General features: G+C 67.4%; 23 protein-coding genes. 15 read left to right on the top strand and 8 right to left on the bottom strand.

From position 1 onward, the window contains the following. Positions 1-20: 20 nt before the first annotated feature. The 3 genes from DFR24_RS07985 to DFR24_RS07975 all read left to right on the top strand — a co-directional run bounded on the left by DFR24_RS07985 (position 21) and on the right by DFR24_RS07975 (position 3750). Positions 21-1181, top strand: a complete 1161-nt coding sequence (locus DFR24_RS07985) for an acyl-CoA dehydrogenase family protein (protein ID WP_133880753.1) — start codon at positions 21-23, stop codon at positions 1179-1181. A gap of 154 nt (positions 1182-1335) precedes the next feature. After that, positions 1336-2049 carry an iIsoprene-epoxide--glutathione S-transferase gene (gene isoI, locus DFR24_RS07980; protein ID WP_133880752.1) on the top strand — a complete coding sequence of 238 codons (714 nt, stop codon included), beginning with the start codon at positions 1336-1338 and terminating at the stop codon, positions 2047-2049. 462 nt (positions 2050-2511) lie between these two features. After that, on the top strand, positions 2512-3750 hold the full coding sequence (locus DFR24_RS07975) for an SPOR domain-containing protein (protein ID WP_133880751.1): 1239 nt from the start codon (positions 2512-2514) through the stop codon (positions 3748-3750). Between the two features lie 37 nt (positions 3751-3787). On the opposite strand, the gene DFR24_RS07970 is transcribed toward DFR24_RS07975, so the two are convergent. Both DFR24_RS07970 and DFR24_RS07965 read right to left on the bottom strand, forming a co-directional pair. Further along, complete coding sequence (locus DFR24_RS07970; RefSeq protein WP_133880750.1) at positions 3788-5161, bottom strand: FAD-binding oxidoreductase; 1374 nt, start codon at positions 5159-5161, stop codon at positions 3788-3790. Between the two features lie 161 nt (positions 5162-5322). Continuing rightward, positions 5323-7521 (bottom strand): molybdopterin-dependent oxidoreductase, encoded by a 2199-nt coding sequence (locus tag DFR24_RS07965; RefSeq protein WP_133880749.1) that lies wholly within the window; start codon positions 7519-7521, stop codon positions 5323-5325. Positions 7522-7747: 226 nt separating this feature from the next. On the opposite strand from DFR24_RS07965, the gene DFR24_RS07960 reads away from it, so the two are divergent. The 5 genes from DFR24_RS07960 (at position 7748) to DFR24_RS07940 (ending at position 12677) form a co-directional block, all read left to right on the top strand. After that, positions 7748-8149 (top strand): nuclear transport factor 2 family protein, encoded by a 402-nt coding sequence (locus DFR24_RS07960; protein ID WP_133880748.1) that lies wholly within the window; start codon positions 7748-7750, stop codon positions 8147-8149. 120 nt (positions 8150-8269) lie between these two features. Next, entirely contained in the window at positions 8270-9559 is a 1290-nt protein-coding gene (locus DFR24_RS07955) for an NADH:flavin oxidoreductase/NADH oxidase family protein (RefSeq protein WP_133880747.1), read from the top strand. Between the two features lie 251 nt (positions 9560-9810). After that, positions 9811-10641, top strand: a complete 831-nt coding sequence (locus DFR24_RS07950) for a cobalamin-binding protein (RefSeq protein ID WP_133880746.1) — start codon at positions 9811-9813, stop codon at positions 10639-10641. After that, positions 10638-12107, top strand: a complete 1470-nt coding sequence (locus DFR24_RS07945) for a cobyric acid synthase (protein WP_133880745.1) — start codon at positions 10638-10640, stop codon at positions 12105-12107. Before DFR24_RS07950 ends, DFR24_RS07945 begins: the two co-directional genes overlap by 4 nt. Positions 12108-12251: 144 nt before the next feature. Further along, positions 12252-12677, top strand: a complete 426-nt coding sequence (locus DFR24_RS07940) for a PaaI family thioesterase (protein WP_133880744.1) — start codon at positions 12252-12254, stop codon at positions 12675-12677. Positions 12678-12827: 150 nt separating this feature from the next. Here DFR24_RS07940 and DFR24_RS07935 read toward each other — a convergent pair whose 3' ends face one another. Further along, positions 12828-13694 (bottom strand): cupin domain-containing protein, encoded by an 867-nt coding sequence (locus tag DFR24_RS07935; protein WP_133880743.1) that lies wholly within the window; start codon positions 13692-13694, stop codon positions 12828-12830. 251 nt (positions 13695-13945) lie between these two features. Here DFR24_RS07935 and DFR24_RS07930 point away from each other — a divergent pair, with 251 nt between their 5' ends. From DFR24_RS07930 to DFR24_RS07900, 7 genes are all read left to right on the top strand, one after another. Next, entirely contained in the window at positions 13946-14902 is a 957-nt protein-coding gene (locus DFR24_RS07930; RefSeq protein ID WP_162851103.1) for a helix-turn-helix domain-containing protein, read from the top strand. Between the two features lie 119 nt (positions 14903-15021). Continuing rightward, complete coding sequence (locus DFR24_RS07925) at positions 15022-15777, top strand: SDR family NAD(P)-dependent oxidoreductase (RefSeq protein WP_133880741.1); 756 nt, start codon at positions 15022-15024, stop codon at positions 15775-15777. A gap of 67 nt (positions 15778-15844) precedes the next feature. Continuing rightward, positions 15845-16597, top strand: a complete 753-nt coding sequence (locus DFR24_RS07920) for an SDR family oxidoreductase (protein ID WP_133880740.1) — start codon at positions 15845-15847, stop codon at positions 16595-16597. A 24-nt stretch (positions 16598-16621) separates the two neighbouring features. Continuing rightward, the gene (locus tag DFR24_RS07915; RefSeq protein WP_133880739.1) at positions 16622-17032 is read left to right on the top strand and encodes an HNH endonuclease; all 411 of its coding nucleotides are present in this window, start codon (positions 16622-16624) and stop codon (positions 17030-17032) included. Between the two features lie 193 nt (positions 17033-17225). Continuing rightward, positions 17226-17597, top strand: a complete 372-nt coding sequence (locus DFR24_RS07910; protein WP_133880738.1) for a hypothetical protein — start codon at positions 17226-17228, stop codon at positions 17595-17597. 25 nt (positions 17598-17622) lie between these two features. Next, a complete protein-coding gene (locus DFR24_RS07905; RefSeq protein ID WP_133880737.1) occupies positions 17623-18414 on the top strand; it encodes an N-formylglutamate amidohydrolase in 792 nt (263 codons plus the stop codon). A gap of 86 nt (positions 18415-18500) precedes the next feature. Then, positions 18501-19307, top strand: a complete 807-nt coding sequence (locus DFR24_RS07900; protein ID WP_133880736.1) for a transglutaminase-like domain-containing protein — start codon at positions 18501-18503, stop codon at positions 19305-19307. Between the two features lie 102 nt (positions 19308-19409). On the opposite strand, the gene ureG is transcribed toward DFR24_RS07900, so the two are convergent. From ureG to DFR24_RS07875, 5 genes are all read right to left on the bottom strand, one after another. Beyond that, a complete protein-coding gene (gene ureG / locus DFR24_RS07895; protein WP_133880735.1) occupies positions 19410-20030 on the bottom strand; it encodes an urease accessory protein UreG in 621 nt (206 codons plus the stop codon). Between the two features lie 4 nt (positions 20031-20034). Then, positions 20035-20688 carry an urease accessory protein UreF gene (locus DFR24_RS07890; RefSeq protein ID WP_133880734.1) on the bottom strand — a complete coding sequence of 218 codons (654 nt, stop codon included), beginning with the start codon at positions 20686-20688 and terminating at the stop codon, positions 20035-20037. Then, complete coding sequence (ureE, locus tag DFR24_RS07885; RefSeq protein WP_133880733.1) at positions 20685-21245, bottom strand: urease accessory protein UreE; 561 nt, start codon at positions 21243-21245, stop codon at positions 20685-20687. Before ureE ends, DFR24_RS07890 begins: the two co-directional genes overlap by 4 nt. An 85-nt stretch (positions 21246-21330) precedes the next feature. Continuing rightward, positions 21331-23142: an urease subunit alpha gene (ureC, locus tag DFR24_RS07880; protein ID WP_133880732.1), complete on the bottom strand. Its 1812-nt coding sequence runs from the start codon at positions 23140-23142 to the stop codon at positions 21331-21333. Next, positions 23139-23555 carry an urease subunit beta gene (locus DFR24_RS07875; RefSeq protein WP_133880731.1) on the bottom strand — a complete coding sequence of 139 codons (417 nt, stop codon included), beginning with the start codon at positions 23553-23555 and terminating at the stop codon, positions 23139-23141. The genes ureC and DFR24_RS07875 overlap by 4 nt, the downstream gene beginning before the upstream one ends. Positions 23556-23566 lie beyond the last annotated feature (11 nt).

Here is a 23566-nt window from a genome sequence, read left to right as displayed (position 1 = left end):
GCCGGATTCCCCGCAGCATCATGTTCAAGCGCGATCTGTTCTCGCAGCAGCACGAGGCCTTCCGAGCGCACGCGCGGCGCTTCATCGCACAGCGCATCACGCCGTTCCATCGCGCCTGGGAGGAGGCCGGCGAAGTCCCGCGCGAAGTCTGGGCCGCGGCGGGCGAGGCGGGGCTGCTGTGCTGCTCGGTGCCGGTCGAATACGGCGGACCCGGACTCGACTACCTGCACAACGTCGTGTTCTACGAGGAGCTCGGACGCGCCGGCGTGACGGCGCCGGGCTTCATGATCCACGTCGACATGGTGTCCTCGTATCTGACGGTGTTCGGCAGCGAGGAGCAGAAGAAGCGCTGGCTGCCGGGCATGGTGCGCGGCCAGATCATCGGCGCGCTCGGCATCACCGAGCCGCATGCGGGCAGCGACGTGAAGGCCATCCGCACGCGTGCCGTGCGCGACGGCGACGACTACATCATCGACGGCCAGAAGACCTTCATCTCGAACGGCCGGCTCTGCGACTTCGTGATGCTGGCCACCAAGACCGACAGCGGCGCCGGCGCGCATGGCGTGAGCCTGTTCGTCGTCGAGGCCACGCGTGCGGGCTTCATCAAGGGACGCAAGCTGCCCAAGCTCGGCCTGCGCGGGCAGGACACCTCGGAACTGTTCTTCGAAGGCGTGCGCGTTCCGGCGGGCAATCTCGTCGGCGGCGAGGGCAGGGGCTTCAAGGTGATGATGCACAAGCTCGCGCAGGAGCGGCTCGCGCAGGCGATCCGCTCCACGGCCGTCTGCGAAGCGGTGATCGGCTGGACGATCGAGCGGCTCGCGCAGCAGACGCTGGAAGAGGAATCGGCGGGCGAGCGTCAGTCCGCGCAGTTCACGCTGGCCGAGCTGCAGACCGATATCGTCGTCGCGCGCGTGATGACCGATCGCTGCATCGAGCAGTTCATCGCGGACCAGCTCAGCGACATCGACGCCGCGATGGTGAAGATGTACGTCACCAACCTGCATTGCCGGGTCGTCGACGAGTGCCTGCAGTTCTTCGGCGAGCAGGGTTACTCGCTGGACAGCGCCATCGGCCGCGCCTACGCCGACGCGCGAATCGGCAAGATCGCCGGCGGCGCGATCGAGGTGATGAAGCACCTGATCGGTCGGGATCTGGTCGCGGGTCGCAAGGCCACCCCGTAGCCCGGGTGCAACCCGGGATGTCGCCCGTCCCTCGTGCCATGAAAAATTCCCGGGTTGCACCCGGGCTACGGGGTAGCCACCCGCATTGTCCCGCCTGAAACGCCCGGTCCATTCTTCCCTCGCGATCACCGCAGCTCGCGCGAGGGGGGAGAACATGATCTACCTGTACGGCAGCGTGCCGGGCTGGACCGTTCCCTGTCTGGGCCCGATGACCACCAAGGTGGCCTACTACCTGACGCTCGCGGGGCTGCCGTTCGAGTTCAAGCCCACCGATCTTTCGCAGCTCGATCGCGACAGCCCCAACGGCAAGGTGCCCTTCATCGATGACGAGGGTACCGTGCTGGCGGATTCCACGCAGATCATCGATCACCTGCGCAACCGCTACGGCGACACGCTCGGCATGGGCGTCACGCCGCGCGAGGCCGCCACGATGCTCGCGTTCAACCGGCTGATCGACGAGCACCTCTACTGGATCACCGTGGTCCAGCCGCGCTACTGCGACGACGGCGACTGGCACCGCTATCTCTGCATGATCGCCGGCACCGAAAACCTGTCGCCCGAGGTGCAGGCCTTCGGCGACGCCTGGCGCGCCCGCGTGCTCAAGGGCTATGTCAACGCCGGCTGGACGCGCCTGTCGTCGGAGGCGCTGTACGCCCGTGTGCGTGCCGACATCGACGCCCTCAGCAACCATCTCGGCGAGCGCCAATACTTCATGGGCGACCGGCCGCGCTGGATCGACGCCTCGGTGCTGTCGATCCTGCGACACATCATCGACGCCCCGTTCTCGTTCGACACCAGGGATTACGGTGCCACCAAGCCCAATCTGGTGGCGTACATGAAGCGGATGAAGGATCGGTTCGAGATCTGAGGGGGGCATCGCCGGAGTTTCCTGCCCTCCCCATGCGGCTTCACCAGATGGGGTGGCCGGGGTGAGGGGCAGGCGCTTCGGGTTCCTTGCCGCGCTTCGACCGGGGGGCGTTCGCGACTCACCCCAGCCCTCTGCCCGTGAGGCACACGAGAAGGCGCAGAGCGTCCGGACGCGACGCACGTCACCGTCGACGACGGCTGGCGCTGTCTCGGACGGCCCGGCCCGTGCATGATGCACGGGCCGGGAGGCGCCTCCGCACCTGCCCGGCACTTCTGGGGATTTCGCGCTCGAGAAGCGCGTTACGAGAGGGCAGGGCCAATGCGCGGTGGGATCACCCTCGAGGGGTGCGCGATCGATCGCGGTCCGATTGCAGACCGCTGCGCGCCCGGTATTCGTCCTGCGCGGACGCTGCAAGGGCTCCGCGGAGCGATCGCAATCCTCGTCCTGACTCTCGTTGGACTGTTGCCGGTCGTCTGCGAGGCCGAATCGGCCACTGCAGAGGGTCAGCCCAAGAGCACGAGCGCGCCCAGGACGCGTGCGGCGGCGTCCACGGCGAATGTGCCGGTGCCCGCCGATCCGCGAGAACTCGGGCTGAGGGCGAAGGAGATCGAGGGCATCGTCTGGCTCGCGGCGGATGATCGCCGGCAGCGGTTGCGTGCAGGCCAGGCGGTTGGCGCCGGGCAGTCGATCAGCCTGGAGCCGAAAGCGAGGGCGACGCTGTCGACGGCTGACGGCTTGAACCTGGACCTCGGCGCGCAGGCTCGCTTCTCGGCGAACTGGGCCGGCCGCGCCGGCCCTGACCTGAACCTGCGCGTGGACGCCGGCACGCTCGGCGTGCAGATCGGCGAACGTCGAGGCGCCACCAACGTCCTGCTGGGTGATCTGCGCACCAAGCTGCAGCCCGGGCGTTTCTTCTTCGAGAACGCTGCCGGCCCGACCGGCGTCGCGATCGCGTGCGCCTATGAAGGCGATGTCACGCTGGGATCGGACTGGGGCGCCGCCGGTCATCTGGGCGCAGGACAGTGCGTCGCTCTGGAGGGGCTCAGCGGTTCGGGTCCGATCCTGCTCCGGTCGATCGCGATGGTGCCGGACTGGAATGCGCCCGAAGCCTCGAAGCCGGGGACCGCCGGTTCGCTTCCCGCGGTCGTCGAACCGCGGCCTGCTGCGCCCCATGGCGAGAAGCACGGGCCGAAGCTTTCGCCGCCGCCCGTCGCGCTCGCGGAAAAGGCCGCGGCTCCGGGCGGCATCGTCGAAGGAACCGGGAAACTGCTGCCGCGCGTCGACGAGGCAGCCAAAGCGGCATCAGCATCAGCATCGGCATCGGCATCGGCATCGGCGTCGGCATCGGCACCAGCACCAGCGCCAACACCAACACCAACACCAACACCAACACCAACACCAGCACCAGCACCAGCACCAGCACCAGCACCAGCACCAGCACGCATCCCGCAATCGGGCTCGTCCGAGCGCTGGATCGTCAACGTGGCCTCGTTCTCGGATCCGGCGGACGCCAAGGCACTGGCCCAGAGGCTTCGTGGCGGAGGATTCGAAGTCGCGCTGCGCGAAGATCTCGTTCGCGGCGCGCCGTCGTTTCGCACCGTCATCAGCGGCCTCGACAACGAGGCCGCCGCGAAGAAGATCGTCGAGCGGCTGGATCGCGAGTACGGCTATCGATCGGCCTGGGCGCTGCGTTCGCGCTAGCGGGTCGGCCGCGTTCGCGACGGGGCGCGCCGACGTCTCACAGCACCTTTGCCGGATTCAACAGGTTCTTCGGATCCAGGCTGCGCTTGAGCGTGCGCATCAGTGCGATCTCCTCGGCCGAGCGCGAGATCGAAAGATAGCCGCGCTTCTCGGTGCCGATGCCGTGCTCGGCGGAGATCGATCCGCCGAAGGGAATCAGCGCGCCGTAGACGTCCTCGTCCGACTGCGCGTGCAGCGTCGGGTCGTCGACGCCCGGATGCACGAACAGATGCAGGTTCCCGTCTCCGATGTGTCCCATGACCTGGCAGAAGCCCTTCGGCCAGCGCGCACCGAGCCGCGCGAGCACGTCGGTCACGTACGCCTGCATGTCGCGGATCGGCAGGCTCACGTCGTAGAGGAACACCGGCGGTGTGCGGTAGAGCTCCGTGAAATCCTCGCGGATCTTCCACAGTTCGGCGCGCTCGCTGTCGGACTTGGCGATCACGGCGTCGATCACGGTGCCGTCCTCGAGTGCCTGCTGCATCACGCCGATGAACGCCGCGCCGTCGGCCTCGGGCTGCGCGCCCTCGGTCTCCAGCATCACGTAGAACGCGTGGCCGCGATCGAGCGGCGCGCGGTGGGCGCCCGGCACCGTCACCGCGCGGTAGTGGTCGCCCCACATCACCTCGTAGGCGTTGAGCTGCGCGCCGAGTCCGCGCTGCACGCGCTTGAGCATGCCGGTCACGGCCTCGAAGCTTTCCAGTGCGATCAACGCGCTGTTGCGGCTGATGGGCGCCTCTTCGAGCCGCACGACGACCCGCGTCACGACGCCGAGCGTTCCTTCGCTGCCGATGAAGAGCTGCTTGAGGTCGTAGCCCGCGTTGTTCTTCAGCATGCGGTTCATCGACGACACGATGGTGCCGTCGGCGAGGACCGCTTCGAGGCCGAGCACGCGCTGCCGCGTCATGCCGTGACGGATCACGTTGATGCCGCCGGCATTGGTCGCCACGTTGCCGCCGATCGTGCAGGAGCCGCGTGCGCCCAAGTCCACCGGGTACAGCAGTCCCTGTTCCGTCGCGGCCTCCTGCAGGCGTTGCAGCACCACGCCGGCCTCGACCGTCGCGGTACGGCCGATCGGGTCGATCTCCTCGATGCGCGTCATGCGTTCGAGCGACAGCACGAGCACCGTCTCGTCGGTGGTGGCGCCTTCGACGCAGCCGGTGAGGCCGCCGTGCGTGACGACGGCTTGCCCGCGCTCCTGGCACAGACGCAGCGCCGTCGAGACCTCGGCGGTGCTGCGAGGCCGCACCAGCGCCGCGGCGCGCATCGGGGTGGGATCCCAGTAGCTGCTGGCGCGCGTCGCGATCTGCGCGGCTTCGAGTACGGCGTCGGCGCCGAGGACGGTGCGCAGGGCTTCGATGAGAGGGGTCATGCGATGTCTCCTGCGAATCCTGGCGGGCGCCCGGGTGTCAGCGTAGCCCGGGTGCAACCCGGGGGCTTTTTCTCGACGATCGGGCGCAAGCCTCGGGTTTTACCCGGGCTACGGTGGCGATACCGCGTCGCCGCGGCCCTCCACGGGGCGCACCCTCGTCGTCATGCGGCTTGCTGCGCAGCCGAAGCGGCAACGCGCTGGACACGCACCGCGATGCCGTTGAGCACGGCATTGCCCGACGGCAGGTCCATGTCCTGAACGGCGTTCGACGTCAGCTCGTTGTAGGAACTGCCGCCGGCGGCGACCGCGTGCTTCCAGCCGCCGCGATGGCCCCAGGACTGCGGCAGCGCGACGACGCCTTCCATCATCTCGTCGGTCAGATGGATCGGCGAAGTGATGGCGCCGTGCGCGGAGGTCACGGTGCAGGTGTCGCCCTCGTGCAGTCCGAAGCGCGCGGCGTCGTTCGGATTCATGCGCAGGCGATGCACGCGGTTGGCCGTCATCAGCCGCGGCGAGTTGTGCAGCCAGGAGTTCTGCGACTGCAGTTCGCGCTGGCTGATCAGGCGCAGCGGGAAGGCCTCGCTGGTGCTCGGTGCGCGCGCGAGCATGCGGCGCATCTCCTCGATGATGATCGCGTGCTGCAGGTGGACCTTCTTGTCCTTGTGATGGACCTTCTTGCGCCAGACACCCACCGGCGGATCGTCCTGCAGCTTGATCGGCCCGCCGGTGGCGTAGAGCTTCTTGCGGCTCAGGCCATTCGGACGCAGCCCGAACCAGTCGCCCTCCGGCGCCATGCGCATGAACAGGTCCACCACGGTGCCCGGCGACAGCCGGATGCCGAGCTTGCCCAGCCACTGCGCGACGCGCGATCCGGACGGCACCAGGCCGATGCGCTTGCAGATCTGGTCGATGATCCACCAGTCGTGGCGCGCTTCGCCGCGCGGCTGCACGGTGGCTGGCGCCCACTGCGCGTGCGGCACCGTGTTGTGGGACTGCGAGAACACCGGCATGCCGTCGCGCTCGATCCACAGCGTCGGCGGCAGGATGTAATGCGCCTGGCGGTTGGTCTCGGTGACGTAGGGGTCGAGCGAGATGATCAGATCCAGTTCGCCCAGCGCATCACGCATGTCGTTGGAGGCGCAGGACGTCGTCGCGATGTTGCCGGCGCCGATCAGCAGCGCGCGCATCTGGCCCTTGCCCGGCGTGCGGATCTCGCGCGGCATGCAGGCGAGCGGGGCGCTGCCGAGCACTTCGGGGAAATTGTCGACGCGCGTGCGCCAGCGGTCGTAGCCGTCCACCTTGAACAGGTGCGTGAACAGTTCGAGATCGATCATCGGGCGGCCGAAGACCCAGCCGCCGCGGCGGTCGAAATTGCCGCTGGCGATGTTGAAGACGTCGATCAGGTATTTCGTCAGCGTGGAGAAAGGCCCGAGCGAGGCGCCGCAGCGGCCGTACATCACGGCGGACGGCGCGGCCTTGAAGTCGCGCGCGAGCTGCTGGATGGCCGCGTACGACATGCCGGTCTCGGCCTCGACGCGCTGCGGCGTGATGCCGGACAGCAGCGCGGGCAGGGACTCCCAACCGCTGGTCTTTTCCTTCAGCCCTGCCGTGTCGACGAGGTTCTCGTCGAACAGCGTCTTGAGCATGGCCGCGACCAGCCAGGGATCGCCGTCGGGCGTGATCGGCTGCCACTCGAAGTTCTGCGCGGTCTCGGTGCGACGCGGATCGACCACGACGACGCGACCACCGCGATCCACGATGCCCTGCAGTTTTTCCTTCACGCGACCCGCGGTCATCATGCTGCCGTGGCTGACGACGAGGTTGGAGCCGAGCACGACGAAGAACTGCGTGTGCGCGATGTCGGGGAAGGGGTTGGCGAGGTTGCGTCCGTACAGCAGGTGTCCGACGACCCAGTAGTTGTTGATGTCCAGCGACGACGCCGTGTAGAAGTGCTTGGTCTTCAGCGCCGCGGCCATGCCGACCAGCCACAGGAAGGCGCCGTAGTTCCAGCCGTTGGGGTTGCCCAGGAATACGCCGACCGATTCACGTCCGTGCGCCTTGATCACCGCGCCCAGCCGTTGGCCGATGTCGTCGAGCGCGACGTCCCAGTCCACTTCCCTGAACGTGCCGTCGGCCTGGCGCTGCAGCGGGCGCAGCACGCGGTCCGGGTCGTTGCGGATCGACGAGAACGAGGCGCCCTTGGGGCAGATGAAACCCTGCGACTGCGGGTGGTCGGGATCGCCGCGCAGCTTGAGGACCTCGTTGTCCTGGACGGTCGCGATCAGGCCGCAGGCGGCCTCGCAGATCCCGCAGTAGATCTTCTTGTCGACCGTAGCGGTCGCCGTTGCAGCTTGCGTCATCGCCGTTTTCTCCTCCGGCTTGCTGGGTGATCCGGCGGTGGCCGGAGTGCCTCACTTGCGTCGACTGGCTATCTCGAACCTTTGTGTCGTCCGCAATGTCGAGATCATACGGGTGATGGGCTTCGCGCAGGACCCGATTCGAGGGTTCGTCCGCAGGTGCGGCCGGCGCGGACTTTCGGGAAAGCTGCGGGTCCGAACACGTCATCCCCGACAACTGGAGAGAGCCATGAGCATCGAAGCCAACAAGAAGCTGGTCGCCGAATTCTTCGCGCACTTCAAGCGCAAGGAAGTCAAGGAGGTGCTGGACACGCTGACGCCGGATGCGACGTGGTGGATCGGCGGCAAGCCCGACCTGTTCCCGATCTGCGGAACCAAGACCAAGGCCGAGATCGGCGAGCTGCTGATGAGCCTGGTGCCGACGTCCAAGGACGGCCTGGCGATCACGCCGTCGGGCATGGTGGCCGAGGGCGACAAGGTGGCGGTGGAAGCCGAGTCGCTCGGTGTGCTCGCCAATGGCCGCACGTACAACAATTTCTATCACTTCCTGATCACGATCCGCGACGGCAAGATTTCGTCGGTCAAGGAATACCTGGACACGATGCACACCGCCGATGTCCTGAAGGGCTAGGGCGCATCGCGAACGCCTTGTCGGGTGACGCCCCCTCCTACAATTCCAAGACCTGTAGGAGGGGCGCCAGCCCCGACCCATCACCGCAAACCGAATCCCACGCTCACGGAGTTTTCCTGCATGACCGTTTCGATCCAGTCCGAGCTGCGCCTGCCCTGTGGCGCCGTCCTGAAGAACCGCCTCGCCAAGGCCGCCATGACGGAGGGGCTCGCGGATTCGATGAACCGCGTGACGGAGCGTCACTACCGGCTCTACGAGCGCTGGGCGAAGAACGGTTTCGGCCTGATGCTCACCGGCAACGTCCACGGTGATCGCCGCCAGCTCGAACGGCCGGGCAACATCGTCATCGACGGCAACGGCGGGCTCGACGAGCTGCGCAAGCTCGCCCGCATCGGCACGCGCGACGGCGCGCACTTCTGGATGCAGATCAATCACCCGGGCCGCCAGACCTCGGCCGGCATCAACGCCAAGCCACTCGCGCCTTCCGCCATCACGCTGCCGATGCCGCTGGCCGCGCCCGGCGAGGCGCAGGAAATGACGGTCGCGCAGATCAAGGACGTGACGCGTCGCTTCGTGCACGTGGCCACCACCGCGCGCGAGGCCGGCTTCACCGGCGTGCAGATCCATGCCGCGCACGGCTACCTGTTCTCGAACTTCCTGAGCCCGCTGGCCAACCATCGCCAGGACGAGTACGGCGGCAGCCTCGAGAACCGCGCGCGCGTGCTGATGGAAACGCTGGCCGCGACGCGCAAGGCGGTGGGTGCGGACTTCCCGATCTCGGTGAAGCTCAACTCCGCGGACTTCCAGCGCGGCGGCTTCGGCCCCGAGGAGTCGATGCAGGTCGTGCGCTGGCTCAGCGATGCCGGCCTCGACCTGCTCGAGATCTCGGGCGGCAACTACGAGCAGATGCAGATGGTCGGCATGGGCGACGAGGCGGCCGCGACGGGCCGCAAGGTGTCGGCCAGCACCGCGGCGCGCGAGGCCTACTTCCTCGATTACGCGAAGCAGGTCCGTCCGCTGGTGAAGATGCCGCTGATGATCACCGGCGGCATGCGCAGCCTGTCGGTCATGGACGAGTCCCTGGCCAGCGGCGACTGCGATGTCGTCGGCGTCGGCCGCCCGATCTGCACCGATCCGGAGGACTGCGGCGCGAAGCTGTTGCGAGGCGAGGCCACCGGCCTGCCCGCGATGGAGCGCCAGCTCAGCCTGCCGCGCGACGCGTTCGGTCCGGACACCGACGATGCGACGCACAAGGTGCTCGAGTCCTTCGGCCAGCTCGGCTGGTATTGCCTGCAGCTGATCCGCATGGGCGACGGGAAGGAGCCGAATCTCGACATGAGCCTGGCGGAAGCGCTGGCCGGATACGAGGCCAACGAGACGGCGACGCTCGGGGCGTGGAACCGCCCGTAGCCCGGACGAAGTCCGGGATTGCTGCCCGGTTTGTGAGGGGAACCCCGGGTTGCACCCGGGCTACGGTGGCCTCGGTCGATTCGGCGGCCGGATACGAAGCCACCGAGACGTCGACGCCGAGGGCGTGGAACCGTCCCTCGTAGCCCGGGTGAAACCCGGGATTGCCGTTAGGTTTGCGAGGGGAACCCCGGACTTCGTCCGGGTTACGGGGGCGCCGTTATCCTTGCGGCCCCGTCTACTCCGCTCGCTCCATGAGCTCGCCCTTCGTCCCTCGCGGTCCGCAACGCATCGTCTGCCTCACCGAGGAGACGACGGAGACGCTGTACCTGCTGGGTGAGCAACATCGCATCGTCGGCATTTCCGGGTTCACGGTGCGGCCGCCGCAGGCACGCAAGGAGAAGCCCAAGGTCAGCGCGTTCACCAGCGCGAAGATCGAGCGCATCCGCGAGCTCGCGCCGGATCTCGTGCTCGGGTTCTCGGACCTTCAGGCCGACATCGCCGCCGACCTCGTCCGCGCCGGCATTCCCGTTCACATCTTCAACCAGCGCAGCGTCGCGCAGATCTTCGAATTCATCCGCACGCTCGGCGCGCTGGTCGGCGCCGTCGAACGCACGCAGATCCTGATCGACGAGCTTCGCGCCGGCGTCGACGCGGTGGCCGAGGCGGGCCGCCAGCTGTCTTGGCATCCCCGCGTCTATTTCGAGGAGTGGGACGAGCCGATGATCTCCGGCATCCGCTGGGTGGCCGAACTGGTGGAGATCGCCGGCGGTCGGGACTGCTTCGCGGATCTGAGCGTCGAGCCCGGCGCCAAGCAGCGGATCATCGCGGACACCGACGAGGTGATCCGGCGCTCGCCGGACCTGATCGTCGGGTCCTGGTGCGGCAAGAAATTCAGCCCGGAGAAAGTGGCCGCACGCTCCGGCTGGGACGCGATTCCTGCGGTGCGCAACGGGCAGCTTCGCGAGATCAAGTCCTGCGACATCCTGCAGCCCGGACCGGCGGCGCTTACCGACGGACTGCGGCAACTTCACACGCTGATCGCAGCGGCCGCGGTCGGTACGGAACGGCCGTCGACGCCATGACCGGCCGCAGCCTGATGGTGCAGGGCACGACCTCCGACGCCGGCAAGACGACGCTCGTGGCCGGCCTGTGTCGCGTGCTGCACCGGAGCGGCATCGCGGTGGCGCCGTTCAAGCCGCAGAACATGGCGCTGAATTCCGCGGTGACGGCGGACGGCGGCGAGATCGGTCGCGCGCAGGCGTTGCAGGCACAGGCCGCCGGCATCGCGCCGACCACCGACATGAACCCGATCCTGCTCAAGCCGAACAGCGACACCGGCGCGCAGGTCATCGTGCAGGGTAGGGCGATCGCGAATCTCGATGCCCGCGCCTACCACGACTACAAGCGCGTCGCGATGGACGCCGTGCTGGACTCGCACGCGCGCCTGTCGGCGATGTACCGCGCGATCGTCGTCGAGGGCGCCGGTTCGCCGGCCGAGATCAACCTGCGCGCGAACGACATCGCCAACATGGGTTTCGCCGAAGCGGTGGACTGCCCGGTGATCGTCGTCGCGGACATCGATCGCGGCGGCGTGTTCGCGCATCTCGTCGGGACGCTGGAGCTGCTGTCGCCGAGCGAACAGGCGCGGGTGCAGGGCTTCGTCATCAACCGCTTCCGCGGTGACATCGCGCTGCTCGAACCGGGCCTGCGCTGGCTCGAATCGCGCACCGCCAAGCCGGTGCTCGGCGTGCTGCCCTACCTGCAGGGCCTGAACCTCGACGCCGAGGACGCGATCCGCGCCGACGGCGCGGCCAAGCCGGGCGCTGCGCTGCGCATCGTGGTGCCGGTGTTGCCGCGCATCAGCAATCACACCGACTTCGATGCGCTGGTGCGGCATCCGCAGGTGGATCTTCGATTCGTCGGCCCGGGCGATGCGCCGCCACCGGCGGACCTCGTGATCCTGCCGGGGTCGAAGTCGGTGCGGGCCGACCTGGCACACCTGCGGGTCCACGGCTGGCAGGCCTACCTGGAGCGGCATCTCCGCTACGGCGGCAAGGTGCTGGGAATCTGCGGCGGCTTCCAGATGCTCGGCCATTCGATCGCGGATCCGGAAGGCATCGAGGGCCAGCCGGGTCAGAGCGCGGGCTTCGGATGGTTGGAGGTGAGCACACGTCTGGAGCCGGACAAGCAGTTGCGCAACGTCGAAGGCGAACTTTCGTTGCACGGCGAGCGGACGTCGCTGCAGGGCTACGAGATCCATGCCGGCGTCAGCAGCGGGCGCGGCCTGGACCGTCCGCTCGTGCGGATCGGCGAGCGCTTCGACGGCGCGCGATCCGAAGACGACCGGATTCTGGGCACCTATCTGCACGGCCTGTTCGACACGCCGCAGGCGCTGAACCTTCTGCTGCGCTGGGCTGGCCTGCACGATGCGGCGCCGCTGGATGTCGCGGCCCAGCGCGAAGCGGCGCTGGATTGCCTCGCCGATGCGGTCGAGCAGCATCTGGATCTGCGCCGCGTGTTCTCGATGCTGGATCTGGAATTCGCCTGAGCGCGATCGGAAAGCGAGGGCTGACCGTCCGCGGCGGATGCGTCATGCTCGGATCATCCCTTCCGCTGACCTGAACCCGATGCTCGTCGTCTTCGCCTGCACCGTCACCGCCATTTCTTTCCGCGCTCATCCGGCAGGTCTGCGATGAGCGCTTCCAGCCTCGCAGCGGCAGGCGACATCCCGGCCGGATTCGTCGCGCTCGAACTCGACTCCGGATTCAACACCGCGTTCGGCCTGATCTATCGGCACGAGACCGAGCAGAAGCTGGGCTTCCGCATGGGCCCGCATCACCTGAACCCGATCGGCGTCCTGCACGGCGGTGCGATGGCGACGTTCGCCGATACCCTGGTGCTCGCGATCATTCGCGGCATCCCGATTCGCCAGCCGCACACGCCGACGATCTCGATCACCGTGGATTACGTCGCGGCGGCGCCCGCAGGCAGCTGGATCGAGGCGGATACGACGCTGGTGAAGGCCACCCGCACGATGCTGTTCGTGCAGGCGCTCATCACGGCCGACGGCGAGATCGTGTCGCGCACCAGCGGGATCTACCGCTACTACGGGCAATGACGTAGCGACGTAGCCCGGACGAAGTCCGGGGTTGTCGCCTGCATGCCGAGCAGCCATCCCGGGTTTCACCCGGGCTACGGTGTCGAGCGAAGCCCGGGATTTCCTCGTTCGATCGAACGGGAATCCCGGACTTCGTCCGGGCTACGGTCTTCAGCCGGGCAGCACGTCGCGCGTGATCACCCACAGCTTCTTCACGAACGGGCCCTTCGACACCCAGGTGATGTGCATGCCCGAGGACAGGCCGACGACGTCACCGGCACGGAACGAGTGCCGCTTGCCGCTGACGGTCTCGATGATCTCGACCTGGCCTTCGAGCAGGAACATCGTCTCGTCGCCGAGCACGCCGGTGTAGGGCGTCATCATCTCGCCGCAGGGCTTCAGGTTCGTCGAGGAGATGCCTTTTCCGGCGCGCCACAGGCCGCTCATCATCGTGCCGGTGGAGCCGCCCGGGCGGATGAAGAACAGCTCGCCGGCCACCTGCGGACCTTCCTTGGGCTCGGTGAAGTGGTAGTCCTGCCAGTCCGCCGGGTTGTCGCTGACATTGCCGATCAGCAGGTCCGTCGGCGGGTTCGGCGTGGCCTGCGTGCCGTCGAAGATGCACCAGTACTTCTTGAACGCCGGCCCGCGCAGGTCCCACTGGACCTCGAGGTTCTTCGGACTGTTGATGATCGAGCCGGGGCCGACCTCGTAGCGCTTGCCGGTGGAGGTCACGGTCAGCGTGGCCGAACCATCGAGGACCACCGCGGTTTCGTCGCCCAGCGGCGCCGAGTAGATGACGCGGTGCGAGCCGTCGGCCGAGGCGCCGGGCGACGTCGGACCGGTGCGCCAGAAGCCGGCGCTCAGCGATCCGGACGTGCCGAACGCCCGCGCGATCGCAATCTCGCCGTGCACCTGCTTGCCCAGGCGGGGCTCGTTCCATTCGAACGGAACCCACTGATCCGCAGGCGGGTTCTGGTTGCCGCCGTGAACCTTGTGCTTCGAGGTATCGACCTGTACCGCCGCGTCGTTGACGCCCATTGCTGTTCTCCGTCCGTCAGGGATGTGGGACGGATGATCGGCAAGGGCGCGAGGCGCCGCTTGCCTGAAAACGCACGATTGCTTGTGCAGGCGCGCACGGGGCCCGTAGCCCGGGTGAAACCCGGGATCCCGTTTGATCGAACGGATGCCCCGGGTTTCACCCGGGCTACGCGGGGTGGTCCGTCGGGCGGGACTTCTGCCGGCTCATCTTCGGAGCCACAATGCGGGCAGGAAGGATCAGGAGCCCGGTCATGCTGCAGGTACTGACGACCGAACATGTCGCCCCACGCCAGCGCGTCGCGTTCTGGCAGGAGATGGTGTCGCAGACCTTCGTGCAGGCGCACTGCGAGTCGACGATCGGCGAGGCCTTTCGCGGCAGCATCGCCACGGATGCGTTCGCGCAGACCGAGATCTCGCGCATCGACGCCGGCCAGCAGCGCATCGACCGGCGCGCCTCCGACATCGCGCGTGCCTGCAAGCCGCGCTTCTACCTGTGCTACCAGGCCGCCGGCCATGCACGCGTTCGCGAACGCAACATCGAGAACGTGCTGTCGCCGGGGGATCTGATCCTGCTCGACAACTGCGAGCCGTATTCGGTGGAGTACCAGGACGCCGTGACGGAGATCGTGCTGCACGTGCCGCACGATGTGCTGCGGCAGCGCTTCGGTTCGCCCGAGTGCGTGCTCGGCCGCAAGATCGAGGGCGCGCATGGTGGGCTGGCGCGTGTCGCAGGCGAGTTCCTGATGTCCTGCGCCTCGCATGCCGAATCGCTGGGCGACGTGCAGCGCCGCGCCATCGCCGAAAGCGCCCTGAACCTGTTCACCGGCGTGCTCGCGGAAGCCGCAGGCGGCAAGTCCGATGCCGGCACGCAGCAGGCCGTGCTGCTCGCGCGCATCAAGCAACACCTGCGTGAGCGGCTTTCCGATCCCGCGCTGGACCTGCATGGCGTCGCCGCATCGGCGGGTGTCAGCGTGCGCTACCTGAGCCGGCTGTTTCAGCTCGACGGCACGAGCTTCGGACGCTACCTGCTGCAGCAGCGCATCGAGCGCTGCCGGCAGGATCTGCAAAATCCCGCGCTGCGACATCAGCGCGTCGGCGAGATCGCGCTGCGCGCCGGGTTCAACGACTTCGCGCACTTCAGCCGCGTGTTCAGGGCCGCCGTAGGTCGTTCGCCGACCGAGTACCGCGCGGACGCTTCGACGCACTGAGGCGCTCAGCGCTGCGGCGCAACGCCGCAGTCGATAGCCGGATATCGCAAGACGCCGGCACGCCCGTGCGATATCAAGTCGTCGTCAGCGTCATCCGCGACGATCGAAGGAGCAGGACCATGAGCAAGGGCATCGCGATCTTTGGCGCGACCGGCGGGCTGGGCGAAGCCGTTGCACGAAGGATCGGCGCACGCGTGCCGGTGACCCTGGGTTATGCGAGCAATGCCGACAAGGCGCGCCAGATCGCCGAGGACGTGAAGGCATCCGGCGGCTCGGCCGAGATCGCGAAGGTGGAGATGCAGCACAGCGAATCGGTGAAGCGCTTCATCGACGGCGCGGCGTCGCGCTGGGGCGGCCTCGACGGCATCGCGTCGGTGACCGGACCCTGGGTGCCGCTCGGTCCCATCACCGAGGCCAGGGAAGAAGACTTCAAGCGCATCTACGAGATCGACGTGTTCGGCTCGTTCAACATTTTGAAGCACGGATCGCTGGCGATGAAGGCCACCGGCGGCGGCGCGATCGTGCTGACCTTGACGACCGCGATGCTGCGCACGCTGGATCTCGATGGCCTGTCCGGCGGACCCAAGGCCGCCGTGGCCGCGTTGCTCAAGCAGGTTGCGCGCGAGATGGGTCCGCACAACATCCGCTGCAACGGCATCGCGCCCGGCGTCATCGACGCGGGCCTGGTGCGCGAACTGCTCGACAAGCTCACCGGCCCGGCCAAGCACGTGTTCGACACCTGCGTGGGCAACACGCCGCTGGGACGCATGGGGCAGGCCGAAGAGATCGCCTCGGTGTTCGATTTCCTGCTGTCTCCCGGCGCGACCTATGTGAACGGGCAGATCCTCGGCGTCGACGGCGGGCACAGCGCCTAGCGGCGGGTCTCGTGCCGCGGCCGCGATGCGCGGTTAGGATCGCGGCTCCGATCCCGGCAGGTTCACCGTGACCTCTTCTTCGCGAATCGCACTCGTCACCGGTGCCGGCTCCGGCATCGGTCGCGCCGTTGCCCTTCGACTGGCCGCGTCCGGTTACCGGGTGGTGCTCTGCGGTCGCCGCAAGTCGCTGCTCGATGCGGTGGCGCACGAGGCCGGCGCCGCCTGCAGCCTCGTCGTCGAAGCGGACGTCGCAGATGCCACAGCGGTAACGAAGCTGTTCGGCCGCATCGAATCCGAATGCGGCCGTCTCGATCTGCTCTTCAACAACGCTGGCATCAGCGGCACGCCGGGCCCGGTCGAGGAACTGGCGGCCGAGGATTTCCAGCGTGTGCTCGCGACGAACGTGACCGGCGCGTTCCTGTGCGCACAGGCCGCGTTCCGGATGATGAAGAACCAGCGACCGCAGGGCGGCCGGATCGTCAACAACGGATCGGTCTCCGCGCAGACGCCGCGGCCGCACATGACGGCCTACACGGTCTCCAAGCACGCGATCACCGGACTGACCAAGTCGCTGGCGCTCGAAGGACGTGCGCATGCCATCGCTTGCGGCCAGATCGACATCGGCAACACCGTGACCGAGCTGCTCGGAAAACTCGGACGCGAGGCGCTGCAGGCCGACGGCAGCCGCCGTGCGGAGCCGAGTTTCGACGTGACGCACGTGGCCGACGCGGTGCTGTACATGGCGCAACTGCCGCTCGACGCCAACGTGCTGAGCATGACAGTGGCCGCCACCGGCATGCCGCTGGTGGGCCGCGGGTAAGCGCTCCGATCGGGTCCGTCACCGATGGTCAGGCTCGAGGTGTTCCGGCTCAGGCGTGCGGCGGCGCGCCGGCAGAAGATGCGCTGTCACTACTGCGACGCGCTGATGTGGCTCCGGGACGCAGCGCCGTTCCTCGTGCGCTTCGGGCTCAGCGCCGAGCAGGCTGCGCGGTTCCAGTGCACCGCGGAGCACCTGGTCGCGCGGCGCGACGGCGGTCCCAATGCGAAGTCGAACGTCGTCGCGGCCTGCCGGTTCTGCAATGTGCAGCGTCACGACGAGGAGGGCGTTCAGCCGCTCGATCATCTGTCGTATCGCGCGATGGTCCGCCAGCGGATGGACGAAGGAAGCTGGCATCCGCCCTGGGCGACCGAGAAGGGCATCGTCGAGTGGGCGTCCGCAGCCTGCAAAAAACCCGAACCCGCGAGGCCTGAGTAAGCGCGGAGGGCGTTTCTCCAGAATCGTCCGGCAAGCGGTGTTCGTGCCGGGACGGATGAGCCCGCCCTTTTGGCATTGCGCGCATACTGTCCGCTGGCGCGGTACTTCACTGCATACCGCGATCCTTGCAGACGCCTCCAGCATTGCACCCTGGCCGCCGATCCCAGCAGCCCTGCCATCGCCGGAGCCGTCCGTGTCTCTTCCCAAAACGCTGCTGGTCAGTGCCCTCGGTGGCGGCGGTACCGCCCGCTATGGCGATTTCATCCTGGTGAAGCTGCCGAACGGCGGATTCGCGGCGACGTCGCAGGATTTCAACATGGCGCAGAACTGGGCCCGCGGAAAAGTCTCCAGCGGCAGCGCCCAGCGCGATCGCAGCCTGTTCACCGATCGTTTCGAGACCTTGCTGGCGCGCAGCGGCAGCGGCATCGCGACCAAGGGCAGCCGCGTGACGTTGCGCGGCATCGTCGCGGGACTCACGCAACTCGGTGTGCAGATGAGCGGGTACTCGATCCCGGTCAACATCAACGAGAGCGTCGAGATCGAGCGCAAGAAACCCGCAGCCTGATCCTCTTGAAAATGCACCCCGCAACATGACGAAGAAGAAAACCCGTTCGAATACCCTGATCGCCCACGACGAGCCCGCGGCGGTGGAGTGGGTGCGCGAAGACGGCGGCTCCGACTATCTGCTCGTCTGCGATCACGCGAGCCGGCGCCTTCCCGCGGCACTGGGAACGCTGGATCTATCGGAGACCGAGCTGTCGAGCCACATCGCCTGGGACATCGGCGCGGCCGGCGTCGCGCGGATGCTGGCGGACCGCCTCGAAGCGCCGCTGCTGCTGCAGAACTATTCGCGGCTGGCCATCGACTGCAATCGTCCGCTGACGGCGCCGGATTCCATCCCGACGCGCAGCGAGTGGGTGCAGATCGCCGCCAACGAGAACCTCGACGACGCGGCCGTCGCCGAACGCGTCGACGAGATCTTCACGCCGTATCACGACGCGCTGCGCCAGCACATCGATCAGCGCCAGCGGGACCGGCGCAAGACGCTGCTGGTCTCGATCCACAGCTTCACGCCGAGCTTTCGTGGCGAAGCGCGGCCATGGCATGTCGGCGTGATGTATCGCAGCGACGCGCGCATGGCCAAGGCGCTGCTGGCCCTGCTCAAGCGTGACGATCGCCTGCTGGTCGGCGACAACGAGCCCTACGCCATCGAGGAGGACAGCGATTACACGCTGCCGACGCATGGCGAAGCCCGCAAGATCGCGCACGTCGGCCTCGAGATCCGCCAGGACCTGATCGCCGACGAAGCGGGACAGAAGACCTGGGCGGGCCGGCTGGCGAGCATGTTCAAGCAGATCGGCGCGATGCCGGACATGGTCTGAGCCATGCGGCGCGGTTCGTGCGTCCATTGGCCATGAACCCGATCGGCGTGCCTCCCGCGCGCTGCAGTTCTTGACGAGGAGCTGGCATGCAGATTCGGGTGGGTTACGAGCTGGTGTACGACTTGCCGAAGCCGACACCGATGATTCTCACGTTGAACGTGCACTACAGCCGCGCGTCCGACATGGTGAGCCCGGATCACATCGTCGCCGATCCACCGGTCCCGCTGGCGGGTTATCGCGACGGATTCGGAAACTGGTGCACGCGACTGGTCGCGCCGCAAGGCAGGATACGGTTCACCGGCGACACGATCGTGCGGGATACCGGCGCGCCGGAGCCGGTCGTACCGAATGCCTGGCAGCACGAGATCTTCTCGCTGCCCGAGGACACGCTGGTCTTCCTGCTCGGCAGCCGTTACTGCGAGACCGACCGGCTGTCCGACATCGCCTGGAAACTGTTCTCGCACACGCCGCTGGGCTGGCCGCGCGTGCAGGCGATCTGCGACTTCGTGCAGCAGCACATCAAGTTCGGCTACGAGCACGCCAGTTCCAGCAGGACCGCGCTGGAGGCCTACAACTCCGGCGTCGGCGTGTGCCGCGACTACGCGCATCTGGCGATCGCGTTCTGTCGCTGCATGAACATTCCGGCGCGCTACTGCACCGGCTATCTCGGCGACATCGGCATGCCGCCGCCGTACGGGCCGATGGATTTCTCCGGCTGGTTCGAGGCCTATCTCGCCGGCACCTGGTACACCTTCGATGCCCGCAACAACCAGCCGCGCATCGGTCGCGTGCTGATTGCGCGCGGGCGTGACGCCGCCGACGTGGCGATCAGCACGGCGTTCGGCGAGAACACGCTGGCGGGGTTCAAGGTGTGGACGGACGAGGTGGTGTGAAGCGGACGGCGACATCGGTAGCCCCGTAGCCCGGGTGAAACCCGGGGCCGCGCTCCATATGCGAGTCAAACCCCGGGTTTCACCCGGGCTACGGGTGGATGATCAGACCAGCATCCCCTGCTTCTCGATGAACGCGATCACCACGTCGAGTCCGACGCCGGTCTTCAGATTGGTCATAACGAAGGGCTTGTCGCCGCGCATGCGCTGCGCATCGCGCGCCATCACGTCGAGCGAGGCGCCCACGTACGGCGCAAGGTCGGTCTTGTTGATCACCAGCAGGTCCGACTTGGTGATGCCGGGGCCGCCCTTGCGCGGAATCTTTTCGCCGCCGGCCACGTCGATCACGTAGATCGTCAGATCGGAAAGCTCCGGGCTGAACGTCGCGGCGAGGTTGTCGCCGCCGGACTCGATGAAGATCAGGTCCAGGTCAGGGAAGCGCTTGCTCATGCGGTCCACCGCCTCGAGGTTGATCGAGGCATCCTCGCGGATCGCCGTGTGCGGACAGCCGCCGGTCTCCACGCCCATGATGCGTTCGGCCGGCAGGGCCTGCGCCGCGACCAGCAGGCGCTCGTCTTCCTTGGTGTAGATGTCGTTGGTGACCACCGCGAGCTGGTGATGGTCGCGCATGCGCTTGCACAAGACCTCGACGAGCGTGGTCTTGCCCGAGCCCACGGGGCCGCCGACGCCGACGCGCAGGGGATTGGAAGCGGCGAGATCGGTCATGCGGTCAGCTCCGGAACAGGCGTGAATACTGCGTTTCGTGAAGGCTGCTGAGGATCGCGAGCATTGGCGTCTGCGTGCTCAGGTCGGTGTCGGACAGGCTCGATGCGGTCTTCGCGCTCGCGTCGATCGATGTGCGTAGCGCCAGCAGCAGGCGCTGGCCGGCGGACTGGCCGAGCGGCACCGTCTTGAGCGCGGCCATCACCTGGTTCTCGGCCCAGCCATACAGGTACGCGACCAGGCCCTGGTGTTCGTCGATCTGCCAGCAGCTGCAGGCCCAGGCGTGCGCCGTCGGATAGGCGATTGTCTCAACGTCGAGCGGGAAGGCGTGACCCAGCGTGCGCATCAGCTGCGCCAGCGAATAGCCCATCTGGACCGACTCCGCGCGCAGCTCCTGCGTCTCGCGCGTGGCGAGCACGTCCTCGTTCCATTCGATCGCGTTGTCGGACGTGCCGGACGCGAACGCGCGATGCAGGCGCAACCACACCGGCGCCTCGTAGCGTGCGAGCACGAGTTCCAGCGCATCGGCGATCCAGCGCAGCGCCGTGGCTTCGTCGCGCACGTGGCCCGCGTCGATGGCGCTCTCCAGGCCTTGCGAATAGCTGTACGCGCCCACCGGCAATGTGGGACTCGCCAGCTGCAGCAGCGCGGCGAGGCTCATCGGCCGAGCGGCTGGAAACGCATGGACGCGAAGTCGGGCGTCGCTGCGTGGGCTTCGCGCGACAGCGATTCGCCCAGCATGCCGCCGGTCGTGTCGTGATCGTGCCGATGGCCACCGCCGTAGGCGCCGGCCTCCGGTTCAAACGGCGCCTCGACATGGCGGACATCGAGCCGGAGGCGCAGCAGCAGTTCGCGCAGCACGGTGTCGCGCTCCAGGCGCAGACGTCCCGGCGCGAGCTGGACCGGGACGTGCCGGTTGCCGAGGTGATACGTGCCGCGCAGCAGGTCGAAGTGCGGGTCGACGGCGTCGTGCGTGGCGCGGACTTCGTAGAGCTCTTCGGTTGCGGCGCGGATCTCGACGACGACGGCGGCGTCTTCGGCGGCGAGCCGGTCACCGGAGCGCAGCACGGTTCCCCGCGGCAGGAACAATCCGGCCTCGGTGCCGTCGTCGAGTTCGACGCGCAGGCGGCTCTTGCAGCGTTCGGCGTAGCGCAGCGTGAGGCGGCGCGTGGCGCCATCCGGCGTTTCCGGAGCGAGCAGGCGGTCGAGTCTGAGCATCAGCGTAGGGTGCGCTTTGCGCACCAAGGCGTCGGTTCGACGAGAGGAGATTTGGTGCGCGGAGCGCACCGTGCGGGCGTGTGCATCAGAACAGGAAATAGCGTTGCGCCATCGGCAACACGCTGGCCGGTTCGCAGGTCAGCGATTCGCCGTCGGCGATGACCTCGTAGGTCTCCGAATCCACCGAGATGTCGGGCATCAGGTTGTTGTGGACCATGTCGCGCTTGCCGATCTTGCGGCAGTTCTTGACGGCGACGACGTCCTTCTGCAGGCCGTAGCGCTCGCGCACCCTGGCCTTCACGGCGGCCTGCGACACGAAGCTGAGCGAGCAGCGGGCGAGCGATCCGCCAGCGGCCGCGAACATCGGCCGGTAATGCACGGGCTGCGGCGTCGGGATCGAGGCGTTCGGATCGCCCATCGCGGCGGCGGCGATGCAACCGCCCTTGAGGATCAGCGAGGGCTTCACGCCGAAGAACGCGGGCCTCCAGACGACGAGGTCGGCCCACTTGCCGACTTCGACCGAGCCGACGATGTGCGCGATGCCGTGGGCGATCGCGGGGTTGATCGTGTACTTGGAGATGTAGCGCTTCACGCGGAAGTTGTCGTGTCGAGCGGGAGACTGTCCCTCACCCAGGTTGGGTTTACGCGGGAGTGACATTGAGTCACTCCCGCGCTGGGACCCAGCCGCTGCGCGCGGCCCTCTCCCCGGGGGAGAGGGCAAGAATCCGCGCTGCGTCTTCATCTTGTGGGCGGTCTGCCACGTGCGGATGATCACTTCGCCGACGCGGCCCATGGCCTGTGAATCCGACGAGATCATCGAGAACGCGCCGATGTCGTGAAGGATGTCCTCGGCGGCGATGGTCTCCTTGCGGATGCGCGACTCGGCGAAGGCCACGTCCTCGGCGATGCTGGCGTCGAGGTGATGGCAGACCATCAGCATGTCGAGATGCTCGTCGAGCGTGTTGACGGTGTACGGCCGCGTCGGATTGGTCGACGACGGCAGCACGTTCTTCTCGCCGCAGACCTTGATGATGTCCGGCGCGTGGCCACCACCGGCGCCTTCGGTGTGATACGTGTGGATCGTGCGGCCCTTGAACGCCTTCACGGAGTCCTCGACGAAGCCGGACTCGTTGAGCGTGTCGGTGTGGATCGCGACCTGCGTGTCGGTGTCCTCCGCAACGGACAGGCAGCAGTCGATCGAGGCCGGCGTGGTGCCCCAGTCCTCGTGCAGCTTCAGGCCGATCGCGCCGGCCTTGATCTGTTCGAGCAGCGGTGCGGCCTGGCTCGCGTTGCCCTTGCCGAGGAAGCCGATGTTCATCGGGTAGGCGTCCGCGGCCTGCAGCATGCGTTCGAGATGCCAGGGTCCGGGTGTGCAGGTGGTCGCGAACGTGCCGGTGGCCGGACCGGTGCCGCCACCGATCATCGTCGTGACGCCGGACATCAGCGCCTCCTCGATCTGCTGCGGACAGATGAAGTGGATGTGGCTGTCGATGCCGCCGGCGGTGATGATCATGCCTTCGCCGGCGATGATCTCGGTGCCGGCGCCGATGATGATGTTCACGCCGGGCTGGATGTCCGGATTGCCGGCCTTGCCGATCGCCGCGATGCGCGAGTTCTTGATGCCGATGTCGGCCTTGACGATGCCCCAGTGATCGACGATCAGCGCGTTGGTGATGACGGTGTCCGCGCAGTCCTTCGCCGGACGCTGCGACTGGCCCTGGCCGTCGCGGATGACCTTGCCGCCGCCGAATTTCACTTCCTCGCCGTAGGAACCGGCGAGCAAGGTGTAGTCCTTCTCGACTTCGATCAGCAGGTCGGTGTCGGCGAGGCGCACGCGGTCGCCGACGGTGGGGCCGAACATCTCGGCGTAGGCACGGCGGGTGATGGAGGCGCTCATCGTGGGGTCTTCCGCTTCGCGTAGCCCGGGTGCAACCCGGGGTTTTTCTTCGTCGATGGGCGTGAACCCCGGGTTGCACCCGGGCTACGGTTGGATTGTTTTTTAGCGTCGAGCGGCCCCGACACCAATGCATTGAATCCGTACACCACGCGATCTCCCGCCAGCTCGACCAGCTCCACGCTGCGCTCCTGTCCCGGCTCGAATCTCACCGCGGTACCGGCCGCGATGTTCAAGCGATAACCCCGCGTCGCCTTGCGATCGAAGCGCAGCGCCGTGTTGGTCTCGAAGAAGTGGTAATGCGACCCCACCTGGATCGGTCGGTCGCCGGTGTTGGCGATCGTCATCACCTGCGTCTTGCGCGCGGTGTTGAGCAACAGCTCGCCATCGTCGATCAGCAGTTCACCTGGAATCATGGGTAGGCCCT

Source organism: Panacagrimonas perspica (genome assembly GCF_004364935.1).
Classification (GTDB): domain Bacteria; phylum Pseudomonadota; class Gammaproteobacteria; order Nevskiales; family Nevskiaceae; genus Panacagrimonas; species Panacagrimonas perspica.
Note: the sequence above shows the minus strand (reverse complement) of the source record. Positions and strands in the feature narration are given on the sequence as shown.

Coding starts and splice junctions, on each gene's coding strand:
- DFR24_RS07970 (WP_133880750.1), bottom strand. CDS start 5,161: ATGACCCCTCTCATCGAAGCCCTGCGCACCGTCCTCGGCGCCGACGCC.
- DFR24_RS07925 (WP_133880741.1), top strand. CDS start 15,022: ATGAGCAAGGGCATCGCGATCTTTGGCGCGACCGGCGGGCTGGGCGAA.
- DFR24_RS07955 (WP_133880747.1), top strand. CDS start 8,270: ATGACCGTTTCGATCCAGTCCGAGCTGCGCCTGCCCTGTGGCGCCGTC.
- DFR24_RS07950 (WP_133880746.1), top strand. CDS start 9,811: ATGAGCTCGCCCTTCGTCCCTCGCGGTCCGCAACGCATCGTCTGCCTC.
- DFR24_RS07945 (WP_133880745.1), top strand. CDS start 10,638: ATGACCGGCCGCAGCCTGATGGTGCAGGGCACGACCTCCGACGCCGGC.
- DFR24_RS07890 (WP_133880734.1), bottom strand. CDS start 20,688: ATGAGCCTCGCCGCGCTGCTGCAGCTGGCGAGTCCCACATTGCCGGTG.
- DFR24_RS07935 (WP_133880743.1), bottom strand. CDS start 13,694: ATGGGCGTCAACGACGCGGCGGTACAGGTCGATACCTCGAAGCACAAG.
- DFR24_RS07985 (WP_133880753.1), top strand. CDS start 21: ATGTTCAAGCGCGATCTGTTCTCGCAGCAGCACGAGGCCTTCCGAGCG.
- DFR24_RS07915 (WP_133880739.1), top strand. CDS start 16,622: ATGGTCAGGCTCGAGGTGTTCCGGCTCAGGCGTGCGGCGGCGCGCCGG.
- DFR24_RS07965 (WP_133880749.1), bottom strand. CDS start 7,521: ATGACGCAAGCTGCAACGGCGACCGCTACGGTCGACAAGAAGATCTAC.
- DFR24_RS07905 (WP_133880737.1), top strand. CDS start 17,623: ATGACGAAGAAGAAAACCCGTTCGAATACCCTGATCGCCCACGACGAG.
- DFR24_RS07900 (WP_133880736.1), top strand. CDS start 18,501: ATGCAGATTCGGGTGGGTTACGAGCTGGTGTACGACTTGCCGAAGCCG.
- DFR24_RS07940 (WP_133880744.1), top strand. CDS start 12,252: ATGAGCGCTTCCAGCCTCGCAGCGGCAGGCGACATCCCGGCCGGATTC.
- ureE (WP_133880733.1), bottom strand. CDS start 21,245: ATGCTCAGACTCGACCGCCTGCTCGCTCCGGAAACGCCGGATGGCGCC.
- ureG (WP_133880735.1), bottom strand. CDS start 20,030: ATGACCGATCTCGCCGCTTCCAATCCCCTGCGCGTCGGCGTCGGCGGC.
- isoI (WP_133880752.1), top strand. CDS start 1,336: ATGATCTACCTGTACGGCAGCGTGCCGGGCTGGACCGTTCCCTGTCTG.
- DFR24_RS07960 (WP_133880748.1), top strand. CDS start 7,748: ATGAGCATCGAAGCCAACAAGAAGCTGGTCGCCGAATTCTTCGCGCAC.
- DFR24_RS07875 (WP_133880731.1), bottom strand. CDS start 23,555: ATGATTCCAGGTGAACTGCTGATCGACGATGGCGAGCTGTTGCTCAAC.
- DFR24_RS07930 (WP_162851103.1), top strand. CDS start 13,946: ATGCTGCAGGTACTGACGACCGAACATGTCGCCCCACGCCAGCGCGTC.
- ureC (WP_133880732.1), bottom strand. CDS start 23,142: ATGAGCGCCTCCATCACCCGCCGTGCCTACGCCGAGATGTTCGGCCCC.